Here is a 21,088-nt window from a genome sequence, read left to right on the forward strand (position 1 = left end):
CATCCTTTGAGACACTAAAAGTAGAGCTTGAAAGATTGAGGAAAAAAGAAGCTGACCTCCCAAGTTCGACGTCAAAATCGATAAGCAATTGACAGGAGACGTCTTCGCTCCGCAAGGTCATCGGCGGCCCCGCGTCCGCCAGAGCAGCAGGGCGAAGACCGGGGCGCCGACCAGCGCGGTGACCACGCCGACCGGCAGCACCTGGCCCGGCAGGACCAGGCGCGACAGCACATCCGCGACCACCATGAAGACCGCGCCGGCCAGCGCAGAGGACAGGATCAGGCGCCCATGGGCCGGGCCGACGAAGAAGCGCGCGGCGTGCGGGATGACCAATCCGACGAATCCCACCGCGCCGACGATGCTGACGACGCTGGCGGTGAGCAGGGCGGTGAGCGCCAGCAACTCGATCCGCACCCGCCTGACCTCCACCCCGAGCGATGCGGCGGCATCCTCGCCGAAGGCGAAGGCGTCTAGGGCGCGCGCCCGGTAGAGGCAGAGGGCCAGCCCGGCCAGCAGCATGGGCAGGGCCAGCGCCGCGTCCGGCCAGCGCACGCCGCCAGCTGTTCAATGCCGTGACATCCTTCGTCGTCACCTCCTCGGCCAGCGCCGAACAGACCCGCGGCATCCTGTTCTGGCTGCTGGGAAGCCTCAGACCTTGCCGCCATTCTGGAAGGTCCGCACCTCCGGGTCGCGCCCGAGGTTGCCGATCAGAATGACCTTGTTCACAGACCCCGCCATGGGTTCTCCCTTCCTTGTCTTGGCTGCGGCTATCCTGTTACTTCAGCCGGCCGGAGGCGGCAAGCCGATGGGCGGGCATATGGGCCGGGTTCCCCGGTTCTTCTGGATCTTGAGGAAAGTTGAAGATATAAACCCGGCAAGAAAAACGGCAGGGGTCTTGTGCATGCAGGCTGGATTTCGGACGAGCGCGGCCATCGCGGCTGCGGCCATAGGTTTGATTGTTTTTTCGGCGGCGGCGCAGGCACAATCGGTGTCCTCTGACCGCGGGCAGCTTTTCCGGCAGCAGACGAGCTTTCTCGACAAGCGCGGTGCCACCCAATACGCCTATTCCGAGCGGCTGATGCCGCCGTCGTCCTGGGACGGCAAGCTGAGCCTGCCGCCCGCCCGCGGCGGCAATTCCAAGTACCGCAAAATCTACATGCCGATGGCTTCCGAGGCGGCGCGGCGCCACGGGATCCCCGAGAGCCTGTTCACCCGCCTGGTGCAGCAGGAAAGCGGCTGGAACCCCAATGCGCTGTCCCACAAGGGGGCGATCGGGCTGGCGCAGCTGATGCCGGGCACGGCCCAGTATCTGGGCGTCGATCCGAAGGATCCACGCCAGAACCTGGAAGGCGGGGCGCGCTACCTGCGCCAGCAGTACAACCGCTTCGGCTCCTGGCGGCTTGCGCTGGCGGCCTACAATGCCGGGCCAGAGGCGGTGAGCCGCCATAACGGCGTGCCGCCCTACAACGAAACCCGGAAATACGTTCAGGCGATTCTCGGCGGCCTCGGCTGACGGCGGGCAACCGTCCGCCGACATTTGCAGGCCCCCGATCGCGGCGGGCCTGTTCGACGTTCTCCATGACCGCTGATTGACGGCAGTCGGATCCCGGTGACATCCGGCAGCTCAAGCCCGTGCCTGCGCGGCCGGGTTGCCGCCGTGCGGGGCCGGGCTTGCCATGCCGGGTCCGCCCTCTCTGATTCTGTCCGCCAGCGCCCGGAGCATCGCTCCGGGAGCCGCATCCCGCCCATGGATACGGATTGTTCCATGATTTGGAAACAAAACATGGTTAACGGATGCAATTTAGTAAAATTATATATTAATAATTTGTTACAGATATTAGTTCGCACTTTAAGTAACTTTTGAGGGATTGTATTTTGAGCCGTGCAATTAAAGGGAGAGTTGTAATGAACTGCATTTCGAGTGTTTTCGCGGCCGCTGCCCTCAGCCTGGCCGCTTCGGGTGGCGCGCTGGCGGCCACCTGCTCCGCCAGCGGATTTCCCGGCATCTCCGACAACGTCGTCGCGACGCCGAGCGGCACGAACAGCGGCTGCTGGCTGGGCGGCGACAGCCAGGACGGGGTCGGCGGCAGCGTGCTGGATGTCAACGCCGACGGGATGTTCGGCGTGTCCACCTGGGAGTTCCTGGGCAAGAACTTCTTCGTCTCCGGCGATGACGAATCCGGCACCTGGAACGTCGGAAGCACCATCTTCGACACGTATCTGGGCTTCATGATCGTGCTCAAGAGCGCCAACGAGAGTGCCAACCCGACGCCGGACAAGTATGTCGGCTATGCCTTCACCGCGCCGGACGGAACCTCCGGCACCTATGCGACGCCGTTCTCGAAGAGCGGGCCGATGGGCATCAGCCACTACTCGCTCTACGCGGTCAAGAGCGGCGGCTACGTTCCGCCGGAATGGCTGCGCAGCGAGGTGCCGCTGCCTGCGGCGGCGTGGATGCTGATCTCGGGGCTGGGCCTTCTGGGCGCGGCCTCCGCACGGCGCCGCAAGGCCTGACGCGCCTCCGGCCGTCCGGTCCGGTACCGAACGCCGTCCGCAGCTCCTGCGGGCGGCGTTCCCTTTTTTGCGGCAGCGCGCCCGTCCGCAGGCTCCCGCGTTTTCCGGGTCTCCGACTTCTGCCGCCTTGACAGGAAGTTATGTCGCGGCGACGCTTGGTGCGGGAGTGTCATGCGCCGCGGGGGCGGCGCATCAAACTGGAGGAACGGAATGCAAGTCGGACAGATCCTCAAGTCCAAGGACGTGAGCGGCGTCATCACGGTGTCGCCGGACCAGAGCGTGGCAGAGGTGGCGGCGCTGCTGTCTGTGAAGAAGATCGGCGCCGTCATCGTCTCGGCCGATGGCAGCAGCGTCGACGGCATCCTGTCCGAGCGCGACATCGTCCGCGAACTGGGCCGCCGCGGGGCGGGCTGCCTCGAGGACCGGGCGCGGCAGATCATGACGGCCAATCCGTCGAGCTGCAGCAGCGCCGAGAACAGCGACGAGATCTTCGGCAAGATGACCGAGGGCCGGTTCCGCCACATGCCGGTGGTCGATGACGGCGAGATGGTCGGTTTGATTTCGATCGGCGATGTCGTCAAGGCGCGGCTCTCCGAGATGGCGATGGAGAAGACCGCCCTCGAAGGCATGATCATGGGATTCTGACGGCCGGGGACCTGCGCGGCTCAGCGTTGCCGCGCGGTCCTGAACGCGACGATCCAGAGCACCGCCAGCGCCAGCGAGATCAGCGCATTGTAGTTCGGCATGGTCAGGCCGAACATCTGCCAGGCGATCTCGTCGCAGCGCACCAGCGGCGCGGCCATGATTTGGTCCATCAGCTGGTCCGGGCTGAGCGCGCCGATCGGCCCCGAGGTGCAGGTGTTCGGACCTTCCCACCAGCCGCGCTCCACCCCGGAATGGAACACGCCCAGACCGGCGCTGACCGTCATTGCGGCAGCGCCGATCAGCGCGGGCAGGCGGGTGATGCCGGTGGCGGCGACGGTCAGCCCGAGAACCGCCCCGAGCGCATGCGGCCAGCGCTGCCACAGGCACATCGGGCACGGACTCAGCCCGCCGATATGCTGGAAGGCGAAGGCCCCGAGCAGGAGCGCGAGCGATCCCGCTCCGGCGGTCTGGGCGGCAAGGCGGGAAATCTTGGTCGTCATCGGGCTGTCCTGTTGGTCGTCACAGGTACTTCACTACGGCAAAGCCGCCGACAAGCAGAACGCAAAAGACGGTGAACATCAGTCCCAGGCGCTTTTCGATGAAATCCCGGATCGGCGGCCCGAACTTCCACAGCAGCCCGGCGACGATGAAGAAGCGCAGGCCGCGCGCCACGATCGAGGCCAGCACGAAGATCGCCAGCGACAGGCCGGTGGCGCCGGAGGTGATGGTGATCACCTTGAACGGGAAGGGGGTGACCCCGGCGATCAGCACCGCCCAGGCGCCCCATTCATTGTAGCGCGCCTTGAACTCGTCGAAATATTCGAGCTTGCCGTAGAATTCCAGCACCGGGCGGCCGACCGTCTCGAACAGGCCCCATCCGATGTAATAGCCGAGCAGCGCCCCCGCCACCGAGGCAATGGTGCAGACTGCGGCGATCCTCCAGGCGCGGTGCGGCGCGGCGATGATCATCGGGATCATCAGGATGTCGGGGGGAATCGGAAAAACGGAACTTTCGACGAAGGAGACCGCTGCGAGCGCCCAGAGCGCATAGCGGGTTTCGGCCAGGCTCAGCGTCCAGTCGTAAAGCTTGCGGATCATACTCGGCACCCTGTTGAACGGATCCTCATTGCCCTTGCTTCCTGCCGCGGTCAATCTTGCTGCCGCGGCTTGTGCCACGCTGTCGCAGAAGGCGGCCGGAGGGGGCCGAGGCAGGGGAATCGCATTTGGCCCTGAGGTCCCGAGGCGCCGCGCTTGCAGCGACACCGCCACCGCCCGCCCGGTGGCGCAATGGATCGTCGACGGCGCCGACCCGACCATCGGCGCCGCGCTGAAATCGCTGCGCGCCATGCCGCTGACCGAGCTCTTCCGCCGCCCGCAGAATGCCGCCGTGCCGACCTTCGAGGTGGCGCTCTTCTACAATCCCGAGCAGCGCACCGAGGTGAACATCGTTCCCGGGCTGGTCGGCATCATCCTGACCATGACCATGGTGCTCTTCACCTCGGCCGCCATCGTCCGCGAAAGCGAGCAGGGCAACATGGAGATGCTGATCAACACCCCCGTCCGCCCGGCCGAGCTGATGCTGGGCAAGATCGTGCCCTACCTGCTGATCGGGCTGATCCAGGCCAGCCTGATCCTCGGGCTCGGCCGGATCATCTTCGGCGTCTCGATCGCCGGAAGCCTGTGGCTGCTGTTCTGGGGGATGCTGCTCTTCATCGCGGCGAGCCTGTCGCTCGGCCTCGTGTTCTCGACCATCGCGAAGACCCAGCTGCAGGCGATGCAGATGACCATCTTCGTGGTGCTGCCCTCGGTGCTGCTCTCGGGCTTCATGTTCCCCTACGAGGGCATGCCGGAGCCCGCGCAATGGCTGTCCAACCTGCTGCCGGTCACCCATTTCCTGCGGCTGATCCGCGGGATCGTGCTGCGCGATGCCGGGCTCGCGGAGATCGCGCCGCAGATGCTGTGGCTCGCCGGCTTCGCGCTCGCCGGGCTGGCCGCCGCCTCGGCGCGCTTCCGCAAGCGGCTGGACTGAGCCGTCCGGGACCGCGTTAACCCCGCGGTCAATCCGCTTGCGGCGCGGTCCGCCTCAGGGGGCGGTGAACCGCCAGCGCGTCACCTGCTCCGCGGCGCGGCCGCCCCTGACGAGGATCGACGGGAAATTCGGGTGGTTGCAGGCATCCGGCCAGCCCTGCGGCTCGATCGCCAGGCCGCAATAGGCGCCGTTGCGGCGGCCGTCATGGCCGGGCGCGCCGCCATCCCTGAAATTCGCGCCATCGTAGATCTGCACGCCCGGCTCGGTGCTCGACACGGTCATGGTCACGCCGGAGCGTCCCTCCAGCGTCAGGATATCGGTCAGCGGGCGGCGCTGCTCGGCCAGGCAGAGATTGAGGTCGATCTGCGGATCCTGCCCGGGATGCAGCACGGTGCCCTGCCGGAAATCGAAGAAGCTGCCCTCGACCGGCGCGATCTCGCCGGTGACCAGCGAGCCCTCGCCCATGACGCAGCGCCGGTCCGCGGCGACGGTCAGCTTGTGGCCGTCATAGGTCTCGCCGCCATCGAGGTTCCAGTAGCCGTGATTGGCGAAATTCACGATCGTCGTGCGGTCGGTGGTGACCGCGAGGCGCATCTCCAGAACGCCCGGCGCGACCAGCGCATAGCGCACCGCAACGGCACGGTTGCCGGGAAAGCCGCCCTCGCCATCCGCAAGGCCGAGCTCGAGCGTCACCGAGATGTCGTCGAATTCGGCGATCTCCCACAGCTTGTTCTGCGTGCCCGCCGCCCCGGAATGCCGTGTATGCCGGCCGTCTTGGTTGCGCTCGAACGCGAAGGCCTCGCCGTCGATCACGGTCCGTGCCCCCGAGATGCGGTTGATCACCGGCCCGATCAGCGACCCGCAGGAGCGCATCTCCGCGAGATAGGGCCCGACCGTGTCGGTGCCGATTGCCAGGCTGCGGTCGACGCCCCTGAGCCGCACCTCCTGCAGGATCGCGCCCTGGGTCAGGACCGCCACGCCCAGCGTGCCGTCGGAGAGCACCACGCGTTCCACCGCCCGGCCGTCGGGGCGCGTGCCGAAGGGATAGAGGCCGGGGATCATCGATGCCATCATGGTCTGCGCTCCGCTTGCATGGTCCGGCCCCGGTCTCGCCCGGAGCCGTCAAATTGTCCAAGAGCCTTGGCGCCGCAGGCTCAGCCGAGCCGCTTCCACGCGGCGGCAAGCCCGGCCACCGTCATCGCCGCCTCGTCGGCCTCGAGCGCCGGAACGCCCTGGGCCGCCAGCGCCGAGAGCTGCCAGCCGGCCCAGCCCGAGGATTTGAGCGCGGCGCGGGCGGTCTCGACCGCGCGGTCGACCAGACCGGCATCCGCTTTCGGGATCGGCGGCAGGGCGCGTCCGTCCGAGGGGGCCGCGAGATCGAGCGCGGCTTCGCCGGCGACGAATTCCCCGCCGATGAAATGTGCGGTGGGCAGGGCCAGGTCGGCAGGGTCGAAGGCGAGGGACATCGGGCGCTCCGGTCTCGTGGTTTCGGCTGGCTCCGTCCTAGCGCCCGGGCAGGGGCCGCGCCTATCGGCGGGGCGTGCTGGTCCGGTGGAAACCGCAGGCTGGACCTAAGGCGGGAGGGATTTGCCCGCGGCTTGGGCAGGACCGGCGCGGCGGAGGCCCCGGCTCTTCGGCCGGGGCGGGACAGGGCTTGCCTTCGGCGGTGCGGTCTGGTCAGTCATGTCTATACATTAAGAGGTGCCCGATGCCCGACGACTCCCTGCTGCGCCCGGAACTGGCCGCGCTTGCCCCTTACAATGCCGGCCTGACGATCGCGGAGATCGCCGCGCGGCCGGGCGTCACGCGGGTCGCCAAGCTCGGTTCGAACGAGAACCTGCACGGGGCCTCGCCGAAAGTGGCCGAAGCGCTGGCGGCGGCGGCGCAGGCGACGCATCTCTATCCCGATCCGCAGGGGCGTGCGCTGGCGGCGCGGATCGGCGGGCTGCTGGGCGTGCCCGCCGATTGGGTGGTGCTGGGCGACGGCTCCGAGGATCTGCTGAACGTGCTGGCCCGCGCGGTGCTCAGGCCCGGCGACAAGGTGGTGACGCTCTATCCCTCTTTCCCGCTGCACGAGGATTACGCGCTGATGATGGGGGCGGAGGTCGTGCGGATCGGCGTGACGCCCGAGGGCCGGGTCGATGCCGATGCGCTGGTGGCGGCCATGGCGGAGCCGGTGCGGATGGTGCTGATCGCCAATCCGATGAACCCGGCGGGCGCGTGGCTCGACCCGGCGGCGCTGGAACGGGTGCTGGCGGCGCAGCGGCCCGGCACGCTGCTGGTGATGGACGAGGCCTATGTGGAATATGCCGCCCATGGCGATTTCCGCTCGGCGGCAGAGGTGCTTGGCACGCATAAGCTGCCGCTTGTGGTGCTCAGGACCTTCTCCAAGGCCTGGGGGCTGGCGGCGCTCAGGATCGGCTTCGGCGCGACCAACGACGCGGAGCTGCGCCGCGGCCTCGACCTGGTGCGGACGCCGTTCAACACCAGCCATCTGGCGCAGGTCGCGGCGCTGGCGGCGCTGGACGACCCTGCCCATATGGAGGCGGGCGTCGCCGCGACGGTGGCCGAGCGGGACCGGCTGGCGGCGGAACTGGCAGGCAGGGGCCTGCGGGTGATGCCGTCGCTCGGGAATTTCCTGTTCGTCGATGCCGGGCAGCCCTCGGCAGCGCTGGCGGCGCGGCTCCTCGATCACGGCGTCATCGTCAAGCCGTGGAAGCAGCCCGGCTATGACAGCTGGTTCCGCGTCTCGGTCGGCCTGCCCGCGGACAGCGCGCAGTTCCTCGAGGCGCTCGACGCGGTGCTCTAGCCCCCTGCAGCGGCCCGCCGGACCGGGGAAGGCGGCGGCGCGGCGCGGCCGGCTGGCCAGCGGCGCGCCGGTACGGAAGGGCAGGCCGGTCGGATCGGGGATCACGGGCGGGTCTCCTTGGCAGGCGGTCAATGAACGGGGGCGGCGGCGCCCCCGCAGTCTTGGACAGGGATCAGTTGGCCAGATAGGCCGCCATGCTGTCGTCGAGCGCCTCCTTCCAGGGCGTGTGATGCACCGGCGCCATCGTTCCGGTGATCACCGAGCGGTAGGAATTGTTGCGGAATCCCATGATGTTCTGGGCCTTGTGCTTCTTCCATTCGAAGAACGCCTCGCAGGCGCCGTCGATGTCGAAGCTCGGATAGTCGGTCTCGGCGACCAGCTCCTTCACGTAATCGGCCTGATAGCGGATCGCGTATTTGGTGTCGTCCGAAGCTTCCTCGCGCGCCTCGCGCTCGGCCACGTCGGCCATCAGCACCTGCTTGTCGGCGGGCACCTCGATGCGGCCGAGGATGATGTCGCGGACATACCAGGCCTGGGCATCGAACATGTTGAAGGTGAACCACTGGTCCTGCATCCCGAGATAGAACAGCGCCGGATTGTGGACATAGGCCACGCCCTTCCACAGGTCGGCGGTCGCCAGCCGGTTCGCCGTCTTCAGCCGCAGGTCGTCGGGCAGGAACGGGAAGTAATGGCGGTAGCCGGTGCACAGGATGATCGCGTCGACCTCCTTGCAGCTGCCGTCGGCGAAGAAGGCGGTGCGGCCCTCGACGCGGACCAGCCCCTGCTTCTCCTCCCAGTTTTCCGGCCAGTCGAAGCCCATCGGCGCCGAACGGTAGCAGGTGGTCACCGATTTCGCACCGTATTTCCAGCATTGCGAGCCGATGTCTTCGGCCGAGTAGGAGGCGCCGACCAGCAGCACGTCCTTGCCCTCGAATTCGCGGGCGTCGCGGAAATCATGGGCATGGACGATGCGGCCGTTGAACTGGTCGAAGCCCGGATATTCCGGCACGTTCGGCGAGGAGAAATGCCCCGAGGCGACGATCACATGGTCGAAGGTCTCGCGGTACACCCGGTCCTCGGCCATGTCATGCACGGTGACGGTGAACAGCCCGGTCTCCTGATCATGCTCGACCCAGCGGATCACCGAGGAGAAGCGGATCCAGCCGCGCACGTCGGCCTTCAGCACGCGGCCCTCGATATAGTCGAAGAGCACCGCCCGCGGCGGGTAGGAGGCGATCTGCTTGCCGAAATGTTCCTCGAAGGAATAGTCCGCGAATTCGAGGCCTTCCTTCGGTCCGTTCGACCAGAGATAGCGGTACATCGAGCCATGGACCGGCTCGCCGTGCTCGTCGGTGCCGGTGCGCCAGGTGTAGTTCCACAACCCGCCCCAGTTCGACTGCTTCTCGAAGCAGACGATCTCGGGGATCTCGGCGCCCTTCTGGGCGGCGGACTGGAAGGCGCGGAGCTGGGCAAGGCCGGAGGGGCCGGCACCGATGACGGCAACACGTTTCTTCATGGAGTATCTCCCTGCATTCTGTCGGGTTCTGGTTTGGACCAATATTAGAAATTGGTTCCTCTTATTGGTTTTGGGTGGTCCAAAATTTTCTGGTGGTCAACGAAATTTCTTTCGGGGAATATGATTCCGGACCGGGCGGAAGATTTTTGACTATTCGTTGGGCAGGAGGCGGGAATTTGGTCACGACATCATTGGCGCAGCGGCTGCTGGCCACCGGAAACCTGCCGCGGCTGAGCGTGCGCGACCGTGCGCCGGTTCGGATCGGGGCGCTGGTGCCGCTCTCGGGGCCGCAGGAACCCTGGGGACGGCCCGGCCTCGACGGCTGCCGGATCTGGGCGGATTCGATCAACCAACATGGCGGCCTGCTGACGGGGGGCACCCGCCGCCATGTCGAGCTGATCGCGGCGGACAGTTCCGGCGGCGAGGAGGCGGTGCTCGAAGCCGTGCGCACCATGGTCGAGACCCAGCGGGTCCGGCTGGTGCTGACGCTGGGCGGCGCCGGCATGGGGCTGGCGCTGGCCTATCTGATGGACCGCCGGGTGCTGACCGCGACGCTGCTGCCCTCGGATCTCTCGCCCGACCACCCGTTCCTGATCGCGCCGAGCGAGGTGCATCCCTTCTTCAATGTCACCGGCGTCGAGTGGCTGGCCGAACGCCGCCCCGGGGCCCGCCGGGTCGCGCTGTGTTCCCAGGACGACCGGCTGGGCCTGCCCTCGCTGGCCACCTACCGCGCCGCCTTCCGCGTCGCCGGGCGCGAGATCGTCCACGAAACCCGCTATGATCCGGCCGAAGCGGATGCCGCCGCGATCGTCGCCGGGATGATGGCGGCGGAGCCGGACGTGCTTTGCTGGTGCAGCTCGGCGCCGCCGATGGTTGACGCGCTGACCGCCGCTGCCTTCGACGCGGGCTTTGCCGGGGAAATCCTCTCCTGCACCTGCGACGGCTACGAAAGGCTGGTGGCGCGCACCTCGGCGGCGTTCATGGAACGCTTCACCTTCCAGTTCCCGGATTTCGACGATCCGGCGCTCGAAGATGCGGAATTCTTCTTCCGGCGCCCGCGCGCCTTCTACGATGCCTATTGCCGCCGCTTTCCCGGCCAGTGGACCGCGGTCAGCTGGGAATACGCGGCGATCCTCGACATGTGGCATGCCGCGGTCGAAACCGCCGACAGCCTGGCCGCGCCCTCGGTGCTGGCGGCAATGAAACGCGGACGGCAGATGCCGCACGCTTTCGGCATGGCGAAATGGTGGGGCACCGAAGTCTACGGCATCGACAATGCGCTGGTCGGCGACTGGCCGGTTGTGGCGATCCGCGGCGGCAAGGCGCGCATCCAGGGCTTCGGCTCGGTGCTCGGCTGGCTCGAGGCGCATGGCGCGGTGCTGATGGAGGAACTCGGCGCGGTGGACCAGCTCTGGCACCAGCGCCACAAGCCCGATCTCGACCGCGCGCTGAGCGGCACATGACGGCCGGGCAGGACAGGACGGAGGACGGCGCATGAAGGCACCGGCAAAGACGGCATCCGGACAGAACCCTCACGCTGTTCGCGATGTTCGCGAGAACGCGCCGCCTGCCACTTCGCGTCCCGGCAGCTCGGGGAGGCCTCTGCCAGACAAGTGGCCTGACCCCCGTCCCCGTTTCCGCCGCGCTCCCCCGCGGCTTCCCCTTCCGGCCCGCGCCCGGCGCGGCCGCTGCTTCCACGGAGTATCCATGTCCTATCGTGTCGGAGTCGATATCGGCGGCTCGTTCACCGATTTCGCGTTCTTCAATGACCAGACCGGCGACCTGAAATCGCTGAAGGTCTTTTCCCGCCCGGACGAACCCGGCGCCGAAGTCACCCGCGGCATCGCGCGGGCGGGGGAGCTCTACGGCATCGCGCCCGGCGACATCAGCTATTTCACCCATGGCACCACGGTCGGCATCAATACCGTGATCCAGCGCAAGGGGCTGCAGCTCGCGCTCTTCGCGACCGAAGGCTTCATCGACGTGCTGGAGCTCGAGCGGCTGAAGATCCCCGACATGTACAACATCCTGTCGAAGCGCCCCGATCCGCTGATCACCCGCGACATGGTCTGGGGCATCCCCGGCCGGCTCGACGCGACAGGCGCCGAGAAGACGCCGGTCGATGCCGAAGCCGTGCGCGCCGCCGCGCTTTCGGCCAAGGCGGCAGGCGCCGAGGGCGTGGTGATCGCGCTGATCCATGCCTATCGCAACCCGGCCCATGAAGAGCAGGTCGCGCAGATCGTCGAAGAGGCGACCGGCCTGCCGGTGTTCCTGTCTTCGAAGACCTGGCCGATCATCCGCGAATACGAACGCACCATCACCGCCGTGATCGGCGGCTATGTCCAGCCCCGCGTCGCGCATTACCTGACCCAGCTGCAGGCCGCGCTGAAAGGCGCGGGCGTCACGCCGGAGCCGCGGCTGACCAAGTCGAATGGCGGGCTGATGACCGCCGAGGAAGGCAAGAGCCAGTGCGTCGACATGATCCTGTCGGGCACCGCCTCGGGCGTGATCGGCGCCTCCTATGTTGCGGGGATCGCGGGCATCGGCAATTGCATGAGCCTCGATATCGGCGGCACCTCGGCCGACGTGGCGGTGATCGAGGACGGCAAGCCCGCCTTCGGCACCGGCGAGCAGATCGGCGATTTCCGCATCTACATCCCCTCGGTCTCGGTCAGCTCGATCGGCGAAGGCGGCGGCTCCATCGCCTGGGTCGACCGCCAGAACGTGCTGCGCGTCGGCCCGGAAAGCGCAGGGAGCACCCCCGGCCCGGCCTGCTACGGCAAGGGCGGCACGCGGGCGACGATCACCGACGCCTTCGTCGCGCTCGGCATGGTCGGCCATTCGGGGCTGGGTTACGATACCGTCACCGTCGACCGCGCCCTCTCCGTCGCCGCCATCGAGCCCCTGGCCGGGGCCACCGGGCAGAGCGTCGAGGACACCGCCGAGGCCATCATCGAAATCGCCGTCTCGTCCATGTTCGCGGGCGTCTCCGGCCTGGTCTCGCGCTTCGGCATCGACCCGCGCGACTTCTCCATGCTGGCCTTCGGCGGGGCCGGCCCGATGCTGGCCTGCTTCCTCGCCCGCGAACTCGGCATGCGCGAAGTCGTCGTGCCGACGACGCCGGGCGTGCTCTCGGCGCTCGGCGGGCTGATTGCCGACGTGAAGAACGACTTCCTGCGCACGGTCTATGCCGACCTGACGCCTGACGTGCTCCCCTCTCTGGCGGAGGCCTTCGCCGAAATGGAAACCGCCGCAAAGCAATGGCTGGTCGAGGATCAGGGCCATGCCGGGAACTACACGATCCTGCATTCCGCCGAGATGCGCTACCGCGGCCAGAGCTTCGAGATCGAGACGCCGCTGACGCCGGAAATGCTGGCCGGTGACGGCGCCGCGCTGGCCGAGGCCTTCCACGAAGAGCACCGCCGCCTCTACGGCCATGCCGATCCTGAAGCCACCGTCCAGGTCATCGCCCTGCGCCTCGTCATCGCCGGGACCACGGCGAAGCCCGTCCTGCAGACCGCCGAACCGGTCGCGGCCGAGGCCGCGCCCATCGGGCAAACCACGATCCGCGTCGATGGCGCCGCCCGGGAGGTCAGCCTCTACCGCCGCACCGAGCTGAAGCCCGGCCACTGGCTGAAGGGCCCGGCCATCGTGCTGCAGGACGACACCACCACGGTGATCCCGCCGGGCTTCCGGCTGGATACCGACCGCTTCTCCAACCTGCGCATCTCCGAGGAGGCCTGAGCCATGCCCCGCGACACCCAGGCCCGCGCGGCCAATATCCAGGTCCTCGCCAATTTCTGCGCCGCCGCCGCCGAAAGCATGGGCTACACGCTCATGCGCACCGCGCATTCGACCTTCGTCAAGGAGACCGAAGATTTCTCCTGCCAGATCCTCTCGCCTGAGGGCCTGACCGTCGCCTCGCCGACCACGATGGGCGCGACCTGGTACACAGGTCTGGACTATTCCGGCGTGATCGACCGCTTCGACTACCGCGAAGGCGACATCTGCGTCGTCTCCGACCCCTATAGCGGCTTCGTCGCCACCCATGCGCCCGACCTGCACATGTGGCGGCCGGTCTTCCATGAGGGCGAGCTGGTCTGCTTCGTCGGCAACCACATCCACAACACCGATGTCGGCGGCGCGGTCCCGGCCTCTCTCAGCCGCACGCTGACCGAGGTCCATCAGGAGGGCCTGCGCATCCCGCCGATGCGGCTCTTGCGCGACGGCAAGCTCAACGAGGACCTGCTGGCGCTGATCGAAACGAACGTGCGCCTGCCCGAGCAGAACCACGGCGACCTGCAGGCCCAGATCGCCTGCACCGAGGTCGGCGTCCGCAAGATGCAGGACATCGTCAAGCGCTTCGGTCCCTCCGGCTTCAAGGCCGGTCTGGCGAAGCTGATGGACTATGCCGAGCGCCAGAGCCGCGCGGTGATCTCCGAACTGCCCGACGGCGAGTATTTCTTCGCGGATTACGCCGACGAGGACCAGACCGGTGGCTATCCGGTCCGCATCTGCGTGACGCTCCGGGTCAAGGGCGACGAGCTGGAGGTGGATTACACCGGCTCCGACCCGCAGCTTGTCTCGTCGCTCAACATGCCGACGGGCGGCAACCCGCGCCATTCGCTGGCCATGGTCGGCGTGATGTATGCGCTCTATGCGCTCGACCCGACGATGATGCTGAATTACGGCCTCGTGCGTCCCGTGACCGCGATCCTGCCCGAGGGCTCGGTGGTGAACCCGGTGAAGCCCGCCGCGGTCGGCATGCGCTCGCTGCTGTCGAACCTGGCGCAGACCGCCGTGCTGGGCGCCTTTGCCCAGATCGTGCCCGACAAGCTCCCGGCCTCGCCCGGCAACGGCGTGTCTATCCTGAACGTGCGCACCTCGACTAGGGACGGCCGCTCCGTCATGGCCTCGATTGGACCCGTGGGCGGCGGCGCGGGCGGCGGCCCCTTCGCCGACGGCGCAGAGGGCTGCGGCGCCAACATGTCCTTCCTGAAGAACACGCCGGTGGAGATCAACGAGGCCGAGGTGCCGATCGAGATCCTGCGCTACGGCCTCGTGCCCGACAGCGGCGGCCCGGGCCGCTACCGCGGCGGCTCGGCGCTGGAGATGGAATTCTCGCTGGCCGCGCCGCAGTCGATGGTCACGGCGCGGAACCGCGACCGCTCGCGCTTCGCTGCCTGGGGTCTTGCAGGCGGACAGGCCGGGCGGCCGTCCCGCTTCACCCGCAACCCCGAGGGCGACAGCCCCGAGGAGCTGGGCTCGGTCGACATCGTCCATTGCGCGCCGGGCGACATCATCCGCCTGCAGGGTCCGGGCGCCGGCGGCTATGGCGACCCGCTGGAACGGCCGATCGAGGAGGTCGCGGCGGATGTCGCCAAGGGCTTCGTCTCGGTGGAGAATGCAAAGCTGCAATACGGGGTGATCGTCAATGCGGAGGGAGAGGCGGATCTGGCTTCCACCGCCACCTTGCGCGCCGAGATCGCGGCGTCCCGGCCGCCGGAAACAGGCTATGGCCCGGCCCGCGAAGCCTATGAAGCAGTTTGGACACGTCCGCGCTATGCGGCACTGACCACGATCCTCGCGGGCATTCCCGTGAACTGGCGCTACTTCGCCAAGCACGCGATCTTTGCCGAGGTCGGCGACACGCTGCCCGCAACGCCGGAGGACATCTCTGCGGTGACCGGGGCCTATGCCAAGCTGCGCGCGCGCTTCCCCGAACTGCCGGAGGTGGCGCTGTGATCCTCGCCCCCGGAAGCCTCGCCGACCGGACCTTCCTCGTGACCGGCGCCACCGGCGGAATCGGGCAGGCCATAACGGCCTGTCTCGCCGCAGCAGGCGCGAAGGTCGTGATCCACTACGCATCGAACCGGGAGCGGGCCGAAGGGCTGCTGTCGGAGATCGGCGGCGCGGGCTGGATCGTGCAGGGCGATCTCGCGACCCGCGAAGGACCGACGCAGCTCTGGGACGACGCTCTGGCCGAAGCCGGACGGATCGACGGCATGGTGATGAATGCAGGCCTGCGCACCGAAGCGCTGATCGGCGGCGATCACGGGCCGTGGCGCGGTGCCTGGGAGCTGGAGATGGCGGTCAACCTGCTCGCCCCCGCCGACATGCTGCGCGCGGCGCTGCCGCATTTCCGCGCCAATGGCGGCGGGCGGATCGTCTCCATCGCCAGCCGCGCGGCGCAGCGCGGCTACATGGAGGACTACCTGCCCTACGGCGCCTCCAAGGCCGCGCTGATCAACCTGACGAAATCCGTGGCGCGCAACTGGTCGAAGGACGGGGTGATCGCCGTCACCGTCTCGCCCGGCTTCGTCCATGCGGGCATGGCGGAGGCCTACATTGCCGAGCACGGCTACGCGGCCACGGCCTCGGACATCCCGACCGGACAGCTGGTTTCGGCGGAGGAGCTGGCGGCAACGGTCGGCTTCTGCCTGATCCCCGCCAACATGGCCGTGAACGGCGCGACCATCGACCTGAACGGCGGCAGCTACATCCGCTGACCTGCCGTCCTGCGGAAAGGGCGCCCCGGTTCCGCCGGGGCGCCCTCCGTCATTCCGCGGCCTCGGCCAGAGCGATAGACGGGAAGTCCGGGAAATCCGCCCGCACCGCGCCGAGCGCGGCCAGAACGTCGCCCTCCATCCGGCGGAAGATCTCGGTCTTGGCGAAGAAGCGCCAATGCAGCGGCAGCGCATCGAGAATGGCAGTCAGCTGGTCATAGGCGGCAGGGGTCCAGACCGCCTCGAAGGCCTCGCGCTCGGGACCGAAGCGGAAATGCCCCTGCCCCATGCGCGGGGCCATCGCCCGGCGGCGCTCGGCCGTCGCCTCTTCGTCCACCGCGCCGCCGCGCAGGACCACGCCGTAATCCGCCAGCGCCGCGCTTTCGGAGACATAGCCACGCTCGACATCCAAAAGCACGCGCCATGGCTCCCGCTCCAGGGGCGAGCCGCGCCCGCCGCCGCCGGCGGAGTGGATATGCAGCACGTCGCCGGGCTGAAGCACGGCGATGTCGGTATTGCCCAGCGGCTGCTCGTTCGGCTTGCCGGGGTTGATCATCATGTCCGACGGCCCGGCCGCGCGGCCGCCGAGGATCCCCCAGGGCCGGAAGACCGAGCGGTCGCGGTTGCGCGCGGTGATCCGCGTGCCCGGCGTGAAAACCCGGAACTCCATGACGGTGGCCAGCCCGCCGCGCCAGCGCCCGGCGCCGCCCGAATCCTGCAGGAGACCGTAGCGCTCGAACCGGACCGGGGTCTCGGTCTCGGTGATCTCGATCGGGGTGTTCTTCAGGTAAGCGGCATCCGCGCCCGAGCCGTTCGAGCCGTCGCGATGCGGCATGCCGCCGCCGCCGCCGACCACCGGGTTGATCGCCGCAATCACGGATTTGCGCGTGCGCTCGTCGGTGGTCATCACGTTGACGATCGAGGAGGACCCGGCCGGCGCGGCGGGCATCCGCTCGGGGATGGCCAGACCGAAGGCGCCGAAGATCAGCGAGCGCAGCCGCGCGCAGGTCAGCGAGCGCATGCCGACCGCTGCCGGGAAGACCGGGTTCAGGACGGAGCCTTCGGGCGCGATGCAGGTGAAGGGCCGCGTCAGCCCGGTATTCAGCAGGATCTTCGGGTTGAGCGTGTAGAGCACGTAATAGACTCCCACCATCAGGAGCGTGTGGCGCGGGTCCGATCCGGTGGGCACGTTCAGCGAGGAGGCAAGCTGCGGGTCCGAGCCGGTGAAATCGAGCACCGCCTCCTCGCCGCGGATGGTCAGGGCCAGCTTCAGCCGCACCGGGTTGCCGCCCTGCGCATCCTCGTCGGCATAGTCGCAGAAGGTGTAGGTGCCATCCGGGATCGAGCCCAGGATCTCGCGCGCCTGCGCCTCGGCATAGTCGAGCATGCCGTCGAGCCCGGCGCGGAAAGTGTCCACGCCGAACTTGGCGATCATGCCCTCGACCTTCTTCGCGCCGGTCTTCAGCGCGCCGATCAGCGCCTTGGTGTCGCCGATGTTCAGGTCGGGCTTGCGCACATTGGCGGTCATGATGCGCATGACCTGCTCGTCCATCACGCCCTCGTTCACCAGCTTCATCGGCGGGAAGCGGATGCCCTCCTGATGGATTTCGGTCAGGGATCTGGACAATGAGGCCGCAACGGCCCCGCCCATGTCAGTATTGTGGATGTGGCCCGCCGCATAGCAGACGATTTCGCCCTCGTGGAAGACCGGCATCCACAGATGCGTGTCGGGCGCATGGGTGGCGACGAAGCCCGAATAGGGATCGTTGGTGAAGCCGATGTCGCCGGGCCGGTAGTCCCCGATCATGTCGATCGCGCCGTCATAGGTGATGCCGACATGCCAGGTCGCGCCCAGATCCATCGGCACGGCGATGGTCCGGCCCTGCGGATCGAGGATCATCACGGTGAAATCCTCGGTCTCCTTGACGAAGGTCGAATGCGCGGTGCGGTAGAGCGTGTGCGCCATGTTCTCGGCGGCGGCACGGCTGTGATTGGCGAGGATCTGGAGGGTGACCTTGTCCAGCATGGCGCTCACGCCTCCTGTTCCAGCATGATGTTGAGATGGCCGTCGACGCGGGCGAAGAAGCCCGCCGGGATGGCGAAGGTGGTGTCCTCCTGCGCGACGATGGCGGGGCCGGCGAAGCGGTGCCCGGCTTCGAGCGCCTCGCGCAGGAACAGCGGCACCTCGCGCCAGGCGCCGTCGAGCCAGACCTCGATCAGCCGCTCGGGCAGCGCCCCGGCCTCCGTCAGCGGCGCGGGCGGCGTTTCCAGCCCCGGACGCTGGCCGATCTTGACCAGCCGCAGGTTGATCAGCTCGACCGGCGTGCCCGGATCGTTGAATTCGTAGACCTCTTCGTGGCGCGCATGGAAGGCGGCGGCGATGGCGGCATGGTTGCCCCCGGCGATCCATGCCGGGTCGAGCGCAGTTTCCAGCTCGAAGCTCTGCCCGGCATAGCGCAGGTCGGCGGTGACCTGCGACAGGGCCGGACCGTCGAATCCCTGCCCCTGCCGCAGCCAGGCCTCCCCCTCGGCCTCCAGTTCCGCCAGGGCGCGCTTGAGCCGCGGCATGGCGCCGGATCCGACCTCCTCGAAGACAGTGCGGATGAAGTCGCTCTTCAGATCCGCCACCAGCCCGCCGAGCGCCGAGACGACGCCCGGACGGCGCGGCGCCATGACCTTGGCGCAGCCGATCTCGCGCGCCAGGAAGGCCCCCATCAAGGGCCCGGCCCCGCCGAAGGGCACCAGCGTGAAGTCGCGCATGTCGATGCCGTAGCGCGCGGCCATCTTCTCGACCTCGACGAACATCTCGGAAACGGCGATCTCGACGATGGCCTCCGCCGTGGCCTCGATGCTGCGGCCCATGGCATCGGCCAGCGGCTGGATGGCGGCGCGGGCGGCGCCGACGTCCATGGAGAGCTGGCCGTAAGCGATGGCCGAGTGTCCCAGAATGCCCATCACGGCCATGGCGTCGGTGATCGTCGGCTGCGTGCCGCCGCGGCCATAGCAGACCGGCCCGGGGGTGGAGCCCGCGCTTTCCGGGCCGACCTTCAGCACGCCGAACCCGTCCACCGAGGCGATGGAGCCGCCGCCCGCGCCGATCGAGCTGACGGAGACGGAAGGAACGTGCAGCGGGAAGTCCCCGATCATCTCGCCGGTGCCGAATTGCGGCTTGCCGTCGATGATCACGGCGAGGTCGGCCGAGGTGCCGCCGATATCCAGCGTCAGGATGCGGTCCTCTCCTGCCTGCCGCGCCAGCCAGGCTGCGCCGATGACGCCGGAGGCCGTGCCCGACAAGAGCATGTTCACGCAGGCCGTCCGCCCCTCCTCGGCCTGCATCAGCCCGCCATTCGACTTGGTCAGCAAGGGCTGCGCGGGGGCGCCAAGCTCGTCCAAGGTCGCGTAGAGCCCGTCGAGATAGCCTGCAATGCGCGGATGGACGTAGCCGTTCAGGATCGCCGTGGTGGTGCGCTCGTATTCGCGGATCACCGGCCAGACCTCGGCGGAGGCGAAGGCATAGAGATCGGGGGCGAGCCGCGCCAGTTCCGCCTTCACCGCCTGTTCCTGCGCGGGGTCGCGATAGGCGTGGAGCATGGCGACGATGATGCCGTCCGCCCCCTTGGCGCGGATCGCCTCGACGATCCCCGGCAATGCCGCGAGATCCGGCGCGGTCTCCTCGCGCCCGTCCGACAGCATCCGACCCGCGATGCCGAAGACCATGTCGCGGGTGATCAGCTGCTCGGGGCGGGTGCAGAACAGCGAATAGACCTGCGGCATCCTGAGCCGCGCCAGCTCGATCACGTCCTCGAACCCGGCATTCGTCACCAGCGCCAGCTTGGCGCCCTTGCGCTGGATGATCGTGTTGATGCCGACCGTGGTGCCGTGCATGAAGCCGTCGATAGACGCGGGATCGACGCCGTGGCGGTCCTGCAGCAGGCGGATGCCGGTGCCCAGCTCTTGGCCCGGCGCGCCGGGCGTGGTCAGCACCTTCAGCGTGCAGATCCGGTTGGTCTCCGCCTCGAAGGCGCAGAAATCGATGAAGGTGCCGCCGATATCGACGCCCAGTTTCCAGCTCATGGGGCTCTCTCTCCTGCTCGTCCCCAGACTGGCCGGGACGGGCGGCAGAGGTCCAAGCGGAAAAAAGCGCCAGCCGATAACCCCAGCTTATCGGTTCTGCGCCTCCTCCAGCCGCTTGCAGGCGGCGCGCAGGTGGTCGCGCATCATCTTGTGGCTGGCCGAGAGCGGCCGGTCGGCATTGCTCAGGATGGCGATCGGCATGCGCGTCACCGGCCGGAACGGCCGTACCGCGATGCCCGGGAAATCCGCCCAGGGCACGAGCCCGTCGAGGATCGCGACGCCGAGCCGCTGGCGCACGAAGGGGAAGGCGGTCATCGAGACGTCGATCTCGATGGCGGGAGCGTAGCTCATGCCCTCGGCCGCCGCGACCCCGGCCAGCGCCCGGCCCGGCAGCGTGTTCACCCGGTAGGAGATCAGCGTTTCCTCCGCCAGGTCGGGGAAGCGGATCTCGGATTTCGCGGCCAGCGGATGGTCCTGCGGCATCAGGCAGACCATCTCGGCATGGCCCACCGTCTCGACCTCCAGATCGTGCACCGCCTGGTTGTTCATCGCCACGGCAAGCGTCGCGTCGTTGTTCCGGAGCATGTCGACGATGTTGAGATAGGGCGCGATCAGGGACCGCACGATGATCTCGGGATGCTCGTCGCGGAAGGCGGCCATGGCATGGGGCACGATCGACAGCGAGGGCGGCGTCGAGGCGGCGAGCCGCACCAGCCCGGTCCGGCCATGGCGCATGTCCTGGGTGCGGCGGCGCAGCGCACCGAGCTCGGAAAAGATCCGCTCGGCCTCGGGATAGAGCTCCTCGGCCTCCTGGGTCGGCACCAGCCGGCCTTTCACGCGGTTGAACAACTTGAAACCGAGTTCGTCCTCGGCATGCAGCAGCACCTGGCTCAGCGCGGGCTGCGAGATGTTCAGCATCGCCGCCGCCCCGGTCACCGTGCCGCAGCGCATGATCATGCAGAAGACTTCCAGCTGGCGTGCGCGCATGGGAGGAC

At 68.1% G+C, this 21,088-nt stretch carries 17 protein-coding genes and 2 pseudogenes; 9 read left to right on the top strand and 10 right to left on the bottom strand.

What is annotated here, in order from left to right:
• Positions 1-117: 117 nt before the first annotated feature.
• Together C7T91_RS05310 and C7T91_RS05315 are read right to left on the bottom strand one after the other, a co-directional pair.
• A pseudogene (locus C7T91_RS05310) lies at positions 118-555 on the bottom strand (FecCD family ABC transporter permease); the annotation flags it as partial.
• Between the two features lie 96 nt (positions 556-651).
• Positions 652-738, bottom strand: a pseudogene (locus C7T91_RS05315) (single-stranded DNA-binding protein); the annotation flags it as partial.
• Between the two features lie 163 nt (positions 739-901).
• Between C7T91_RS05315 and C7T91_RS05320 the strand changes: the two are divergent.
• From C7T91_RS05320 to C7T91_RS05330, 3 genes are all read left to right on the top strand, one after another.
• Entirely contained in the window at positions 902-1,513 is a 612-nt protein-coding gene (locus C7T91_RS05320; RefSeq protein WP_108258279.1) for a lytic transglycosylase domain-containing protein, read from the top strand.
• 392 nt (positions 1,514-1,905) lie between these two features.
• Positions 1,906-2,514 (top strand): VPLPA-CTERM sorting domain-containing protein, encoded by a 609-nt coding sequence (locus C7T91_RS05325; RefSeq protein WP_108258280.1) that lies wholly within the window; start codon positions 1,906-1,908, stop codon positions 2,512-2,514.
• 210 nt (positions 2,515-2,724) lie between these two features.
• The gene (locus tag C7T91_RS05330; protein ID WP_108258281.1) at positions 2,725-3,159 is read left to right on the top strand and encodes a CBS domain-containing protein; all 435 of its coding nucleotides are present in this window, start codon (positions 2,725-2,727) and stop codon (positions 3,157-3,159) included.
• 20 nt (positions 3,160-3,179) lie between these two features.
• Here C7T91_RS05330 and C7T91_RS05335 read toward each other — a convergent pair whose 3' ends face one another.
• Both C7T91_RS05335 and C7T91_RS05340 read right to left on the bottom strand, forming a co-directional pair.
• Complete coding sequence (locus tag C7T91_RS05335) at positions 3,180-3,659, bottom strand: disulfide bond formation protein B (RefSeq protein WP_108258282.1); 480 nt, start codon at positions 3,657-3,659, stop codon at positions 3,180-3,182.
• A 19-nt stretch (positions 3,660-3,678) separates the two neighbouring features.
• A complete protein-coding gene (locus tag C7T91_RS05340) occupies positions 3,679-4,257 on the bottom strand; it encodes a YqaA family protein (protein ID WP_108258519.1) in 579 nt (192 codons plus the stop codon).
• A 181-nt stretch (positions 4,258-4,438) separates the two neighbouring features.
• Here C7T91_RS05340 and C7T91_RS05345 point away from each other — a divergent pair, with 181 nt between their 5' ends.
• A complete protein-coding gene (locus C7T91_RS05345; protein WP_236637992.1) occupies positions 4,439-5,188 on the top strand; it encodes an ABC transporter permease in 750 nt (249 codons plus the stop codon).
• Between the two features lie 54 nt (positions 5,189-5,242).
• On the opposite strand, the gene C7T91_RS05350 is transcribed toward C7T91_RS05345, so the two are convergent.
• Both C7T91_RS05350 and C7T91_RS05355 read right to left on the bottom strand, forming a co-directional pair.
• Positions 5,243-6,262, bottom strand: coding sequence for an aldose epimerase family protein (locus C7T91_RS05350; RefSeq protein WP_236637993.1), 1,020 nt, complete (start codon positions 6,260-6,262; stop codon positions 5,243-5,245).
• 80 nt (positions 6,263-6,342) lie between these two features.
• Positions 6,343-6,654 (bottom strand): hypothetical protein, encoded by a 312-nt coding sequence (locus C7T91_RS05355; protein ID WP_108258284.1) that lies wholly within the window; start codon positions 6,652-6,654, stop codon positions 6,343-6,345.
• 242 nt (positions 6,655-6,896) lie between these two features.
• On the opposite strand from C7T91_RS05355, the gene hisC reads away from it, so the two are divergent.
• A complete protein-coding gene (gene hisC, locus C7T91_RS05360; protein ID WP_108258285.1) occupies positions 6,897-7,997 on the top strand; it encodes a histidinol-phosphate transaminase in 1,101 nt (366 codons plus the stop codon).
• A gap of 172 nt (positions 7,998-8,169) precedes the next feature.
• Here hisC and C7T91_RS05365 read toward each other — a convergent pair whose 3' ends face one another.
• A complete protein-coding gene (locus C7T91_RS05365; RefSeq protein WP_108258286.1) occupies positions 8,170-9,513 on the bottom strand; it encodes an NAD(P)-binding domain-containing protein in 1,344 nt (447 codons plus the stop codon).
• Between the two features lie 176 nt (positions 9,514-9,689).
• Here C7T91_RS05365 and C7T91_RS05370 point away from each other — a divergent pair, with 176 nt between their 5' ends.
• The 4 genes from C7T91_RS05370 to C7T91_RS05385 all read left to right on the top strand — a co-directional run bounded on the left by C7T91_RS05370 (position 9,690) and on the right by C7T91_RS05385 (position 16,022).
• Complete coding sequence (locus tag C7T91_RS05370; RefSeq protein ID WP_108258287.1) at positions 9,690-10,976, top strand: ABC transporter substrate-binding protein; 1,287 nt, start codon at positions 9,690-9,692, stop codon at positions 10,974-10,976.
• Between the two features lie 244 nt (positions 10,977-11,220).
• Positions 11,221-13,257 (top strand): hydantoinase/oxoprolinase family protein, encoded by a 2,037-nt coding sequence (locus tag C7T91_RS05375; RefSeq protein ID WP_108258288.1) that lies wholly within the window; start codon positions 11,221-11,223, stop codon positions 13,255-13,257.
• A gap of 3 nt (positions 13,258-13,260) precedes the next feature.
• Positions 13,261-15,258 carry a hydantoinase B/oxoprolinase family protein gene (locus tag C7T91_RS05380; RefSeq protein ID WP_108258289.1) on the top strand — a complete coding sequence of 666 codons (1,998 nt, stop codon included), beginning with the start codon at positions 13,261-13,263 and terminating at the stop codon, positions 15,256-15,258.
• On the top strand, positions 15,255-16,022 hold the full coding sequence (locus tag C7T91_RS05385; RefSeq protein ID WP_201741960.1) for an SDR family NAD(P)-dependent oxidoreductase: 768 nt from the start codon (positions 15,255-15,257) through the stop codon (positions 16,020-16,022). The genes C7T91_RS05380 and C7T91_RS05385 overlap by 4 nt, the downstream gene beginning before the upstream one ends.
• A gap of 49 nt (positions 16,023-16,071) precedes the next feature.
• Here C7T91_RS05385 and C7T91_RS05390 read toward each other — a convergent pair whose 3' ends face one another.
• The 3 genes from C7T91_RS05390 to C7T91_RS05400 all read right to left on the bottom strand — a co-directional run bounded on the left by C7T91_RS05390 (position 16,072) and on the right by C7T91_RS05400 (position 21,080).
• Positions 16,072-18,045, bottom strand: coding sequence for a hydantoinase B/oxoprolinase family protein (locus tag C7T91_RS05390; protein WP_108258290.1), 1,974 nt, complete (start codon positions 18,043-18,045; stop codon positions 16,072-16,074).
• A gap of 5 nt (positions 18,046-18,050) precedes the next feature.
• On the bottom strand, positions 18,051-20,093 hold the full coding sequence (locus tag C7T91_RS05395) for a hydantoinase/oxoprolinase family protein (RefSeq protein ID WP_108258291.1): 2,043 nt from the start codon (positions 20,091-20,093) through the stop codon (positions 18,051-18,053).
• Positions 20,094-20,180: 87 nt separating this feature from the next.
• Complete coding sequence (locus C7T91_RS05400; RefSeq protein WP_108258292.1) at positions 20,181-21,080, bottom strand: LysR family transcriptional regulator; 900 nt, start codon at positions 21,078-21,080, stop codon at positions 20,181-20,183.
• Positions 21,081-21,088: the final 8 nt, after the last annotated feature.

It is taken from the genome of Mangrovicoccus ximenensis (assembly GCF_003056725.1).
GTDB classification, from domain to species: Bacteria; Pseudomonadota; Alphaproteobacteria; order Rhodobacterales; family Rhodobacteraceae; genus Mangrovicoccus; species Mangrovicoccus ximenensis.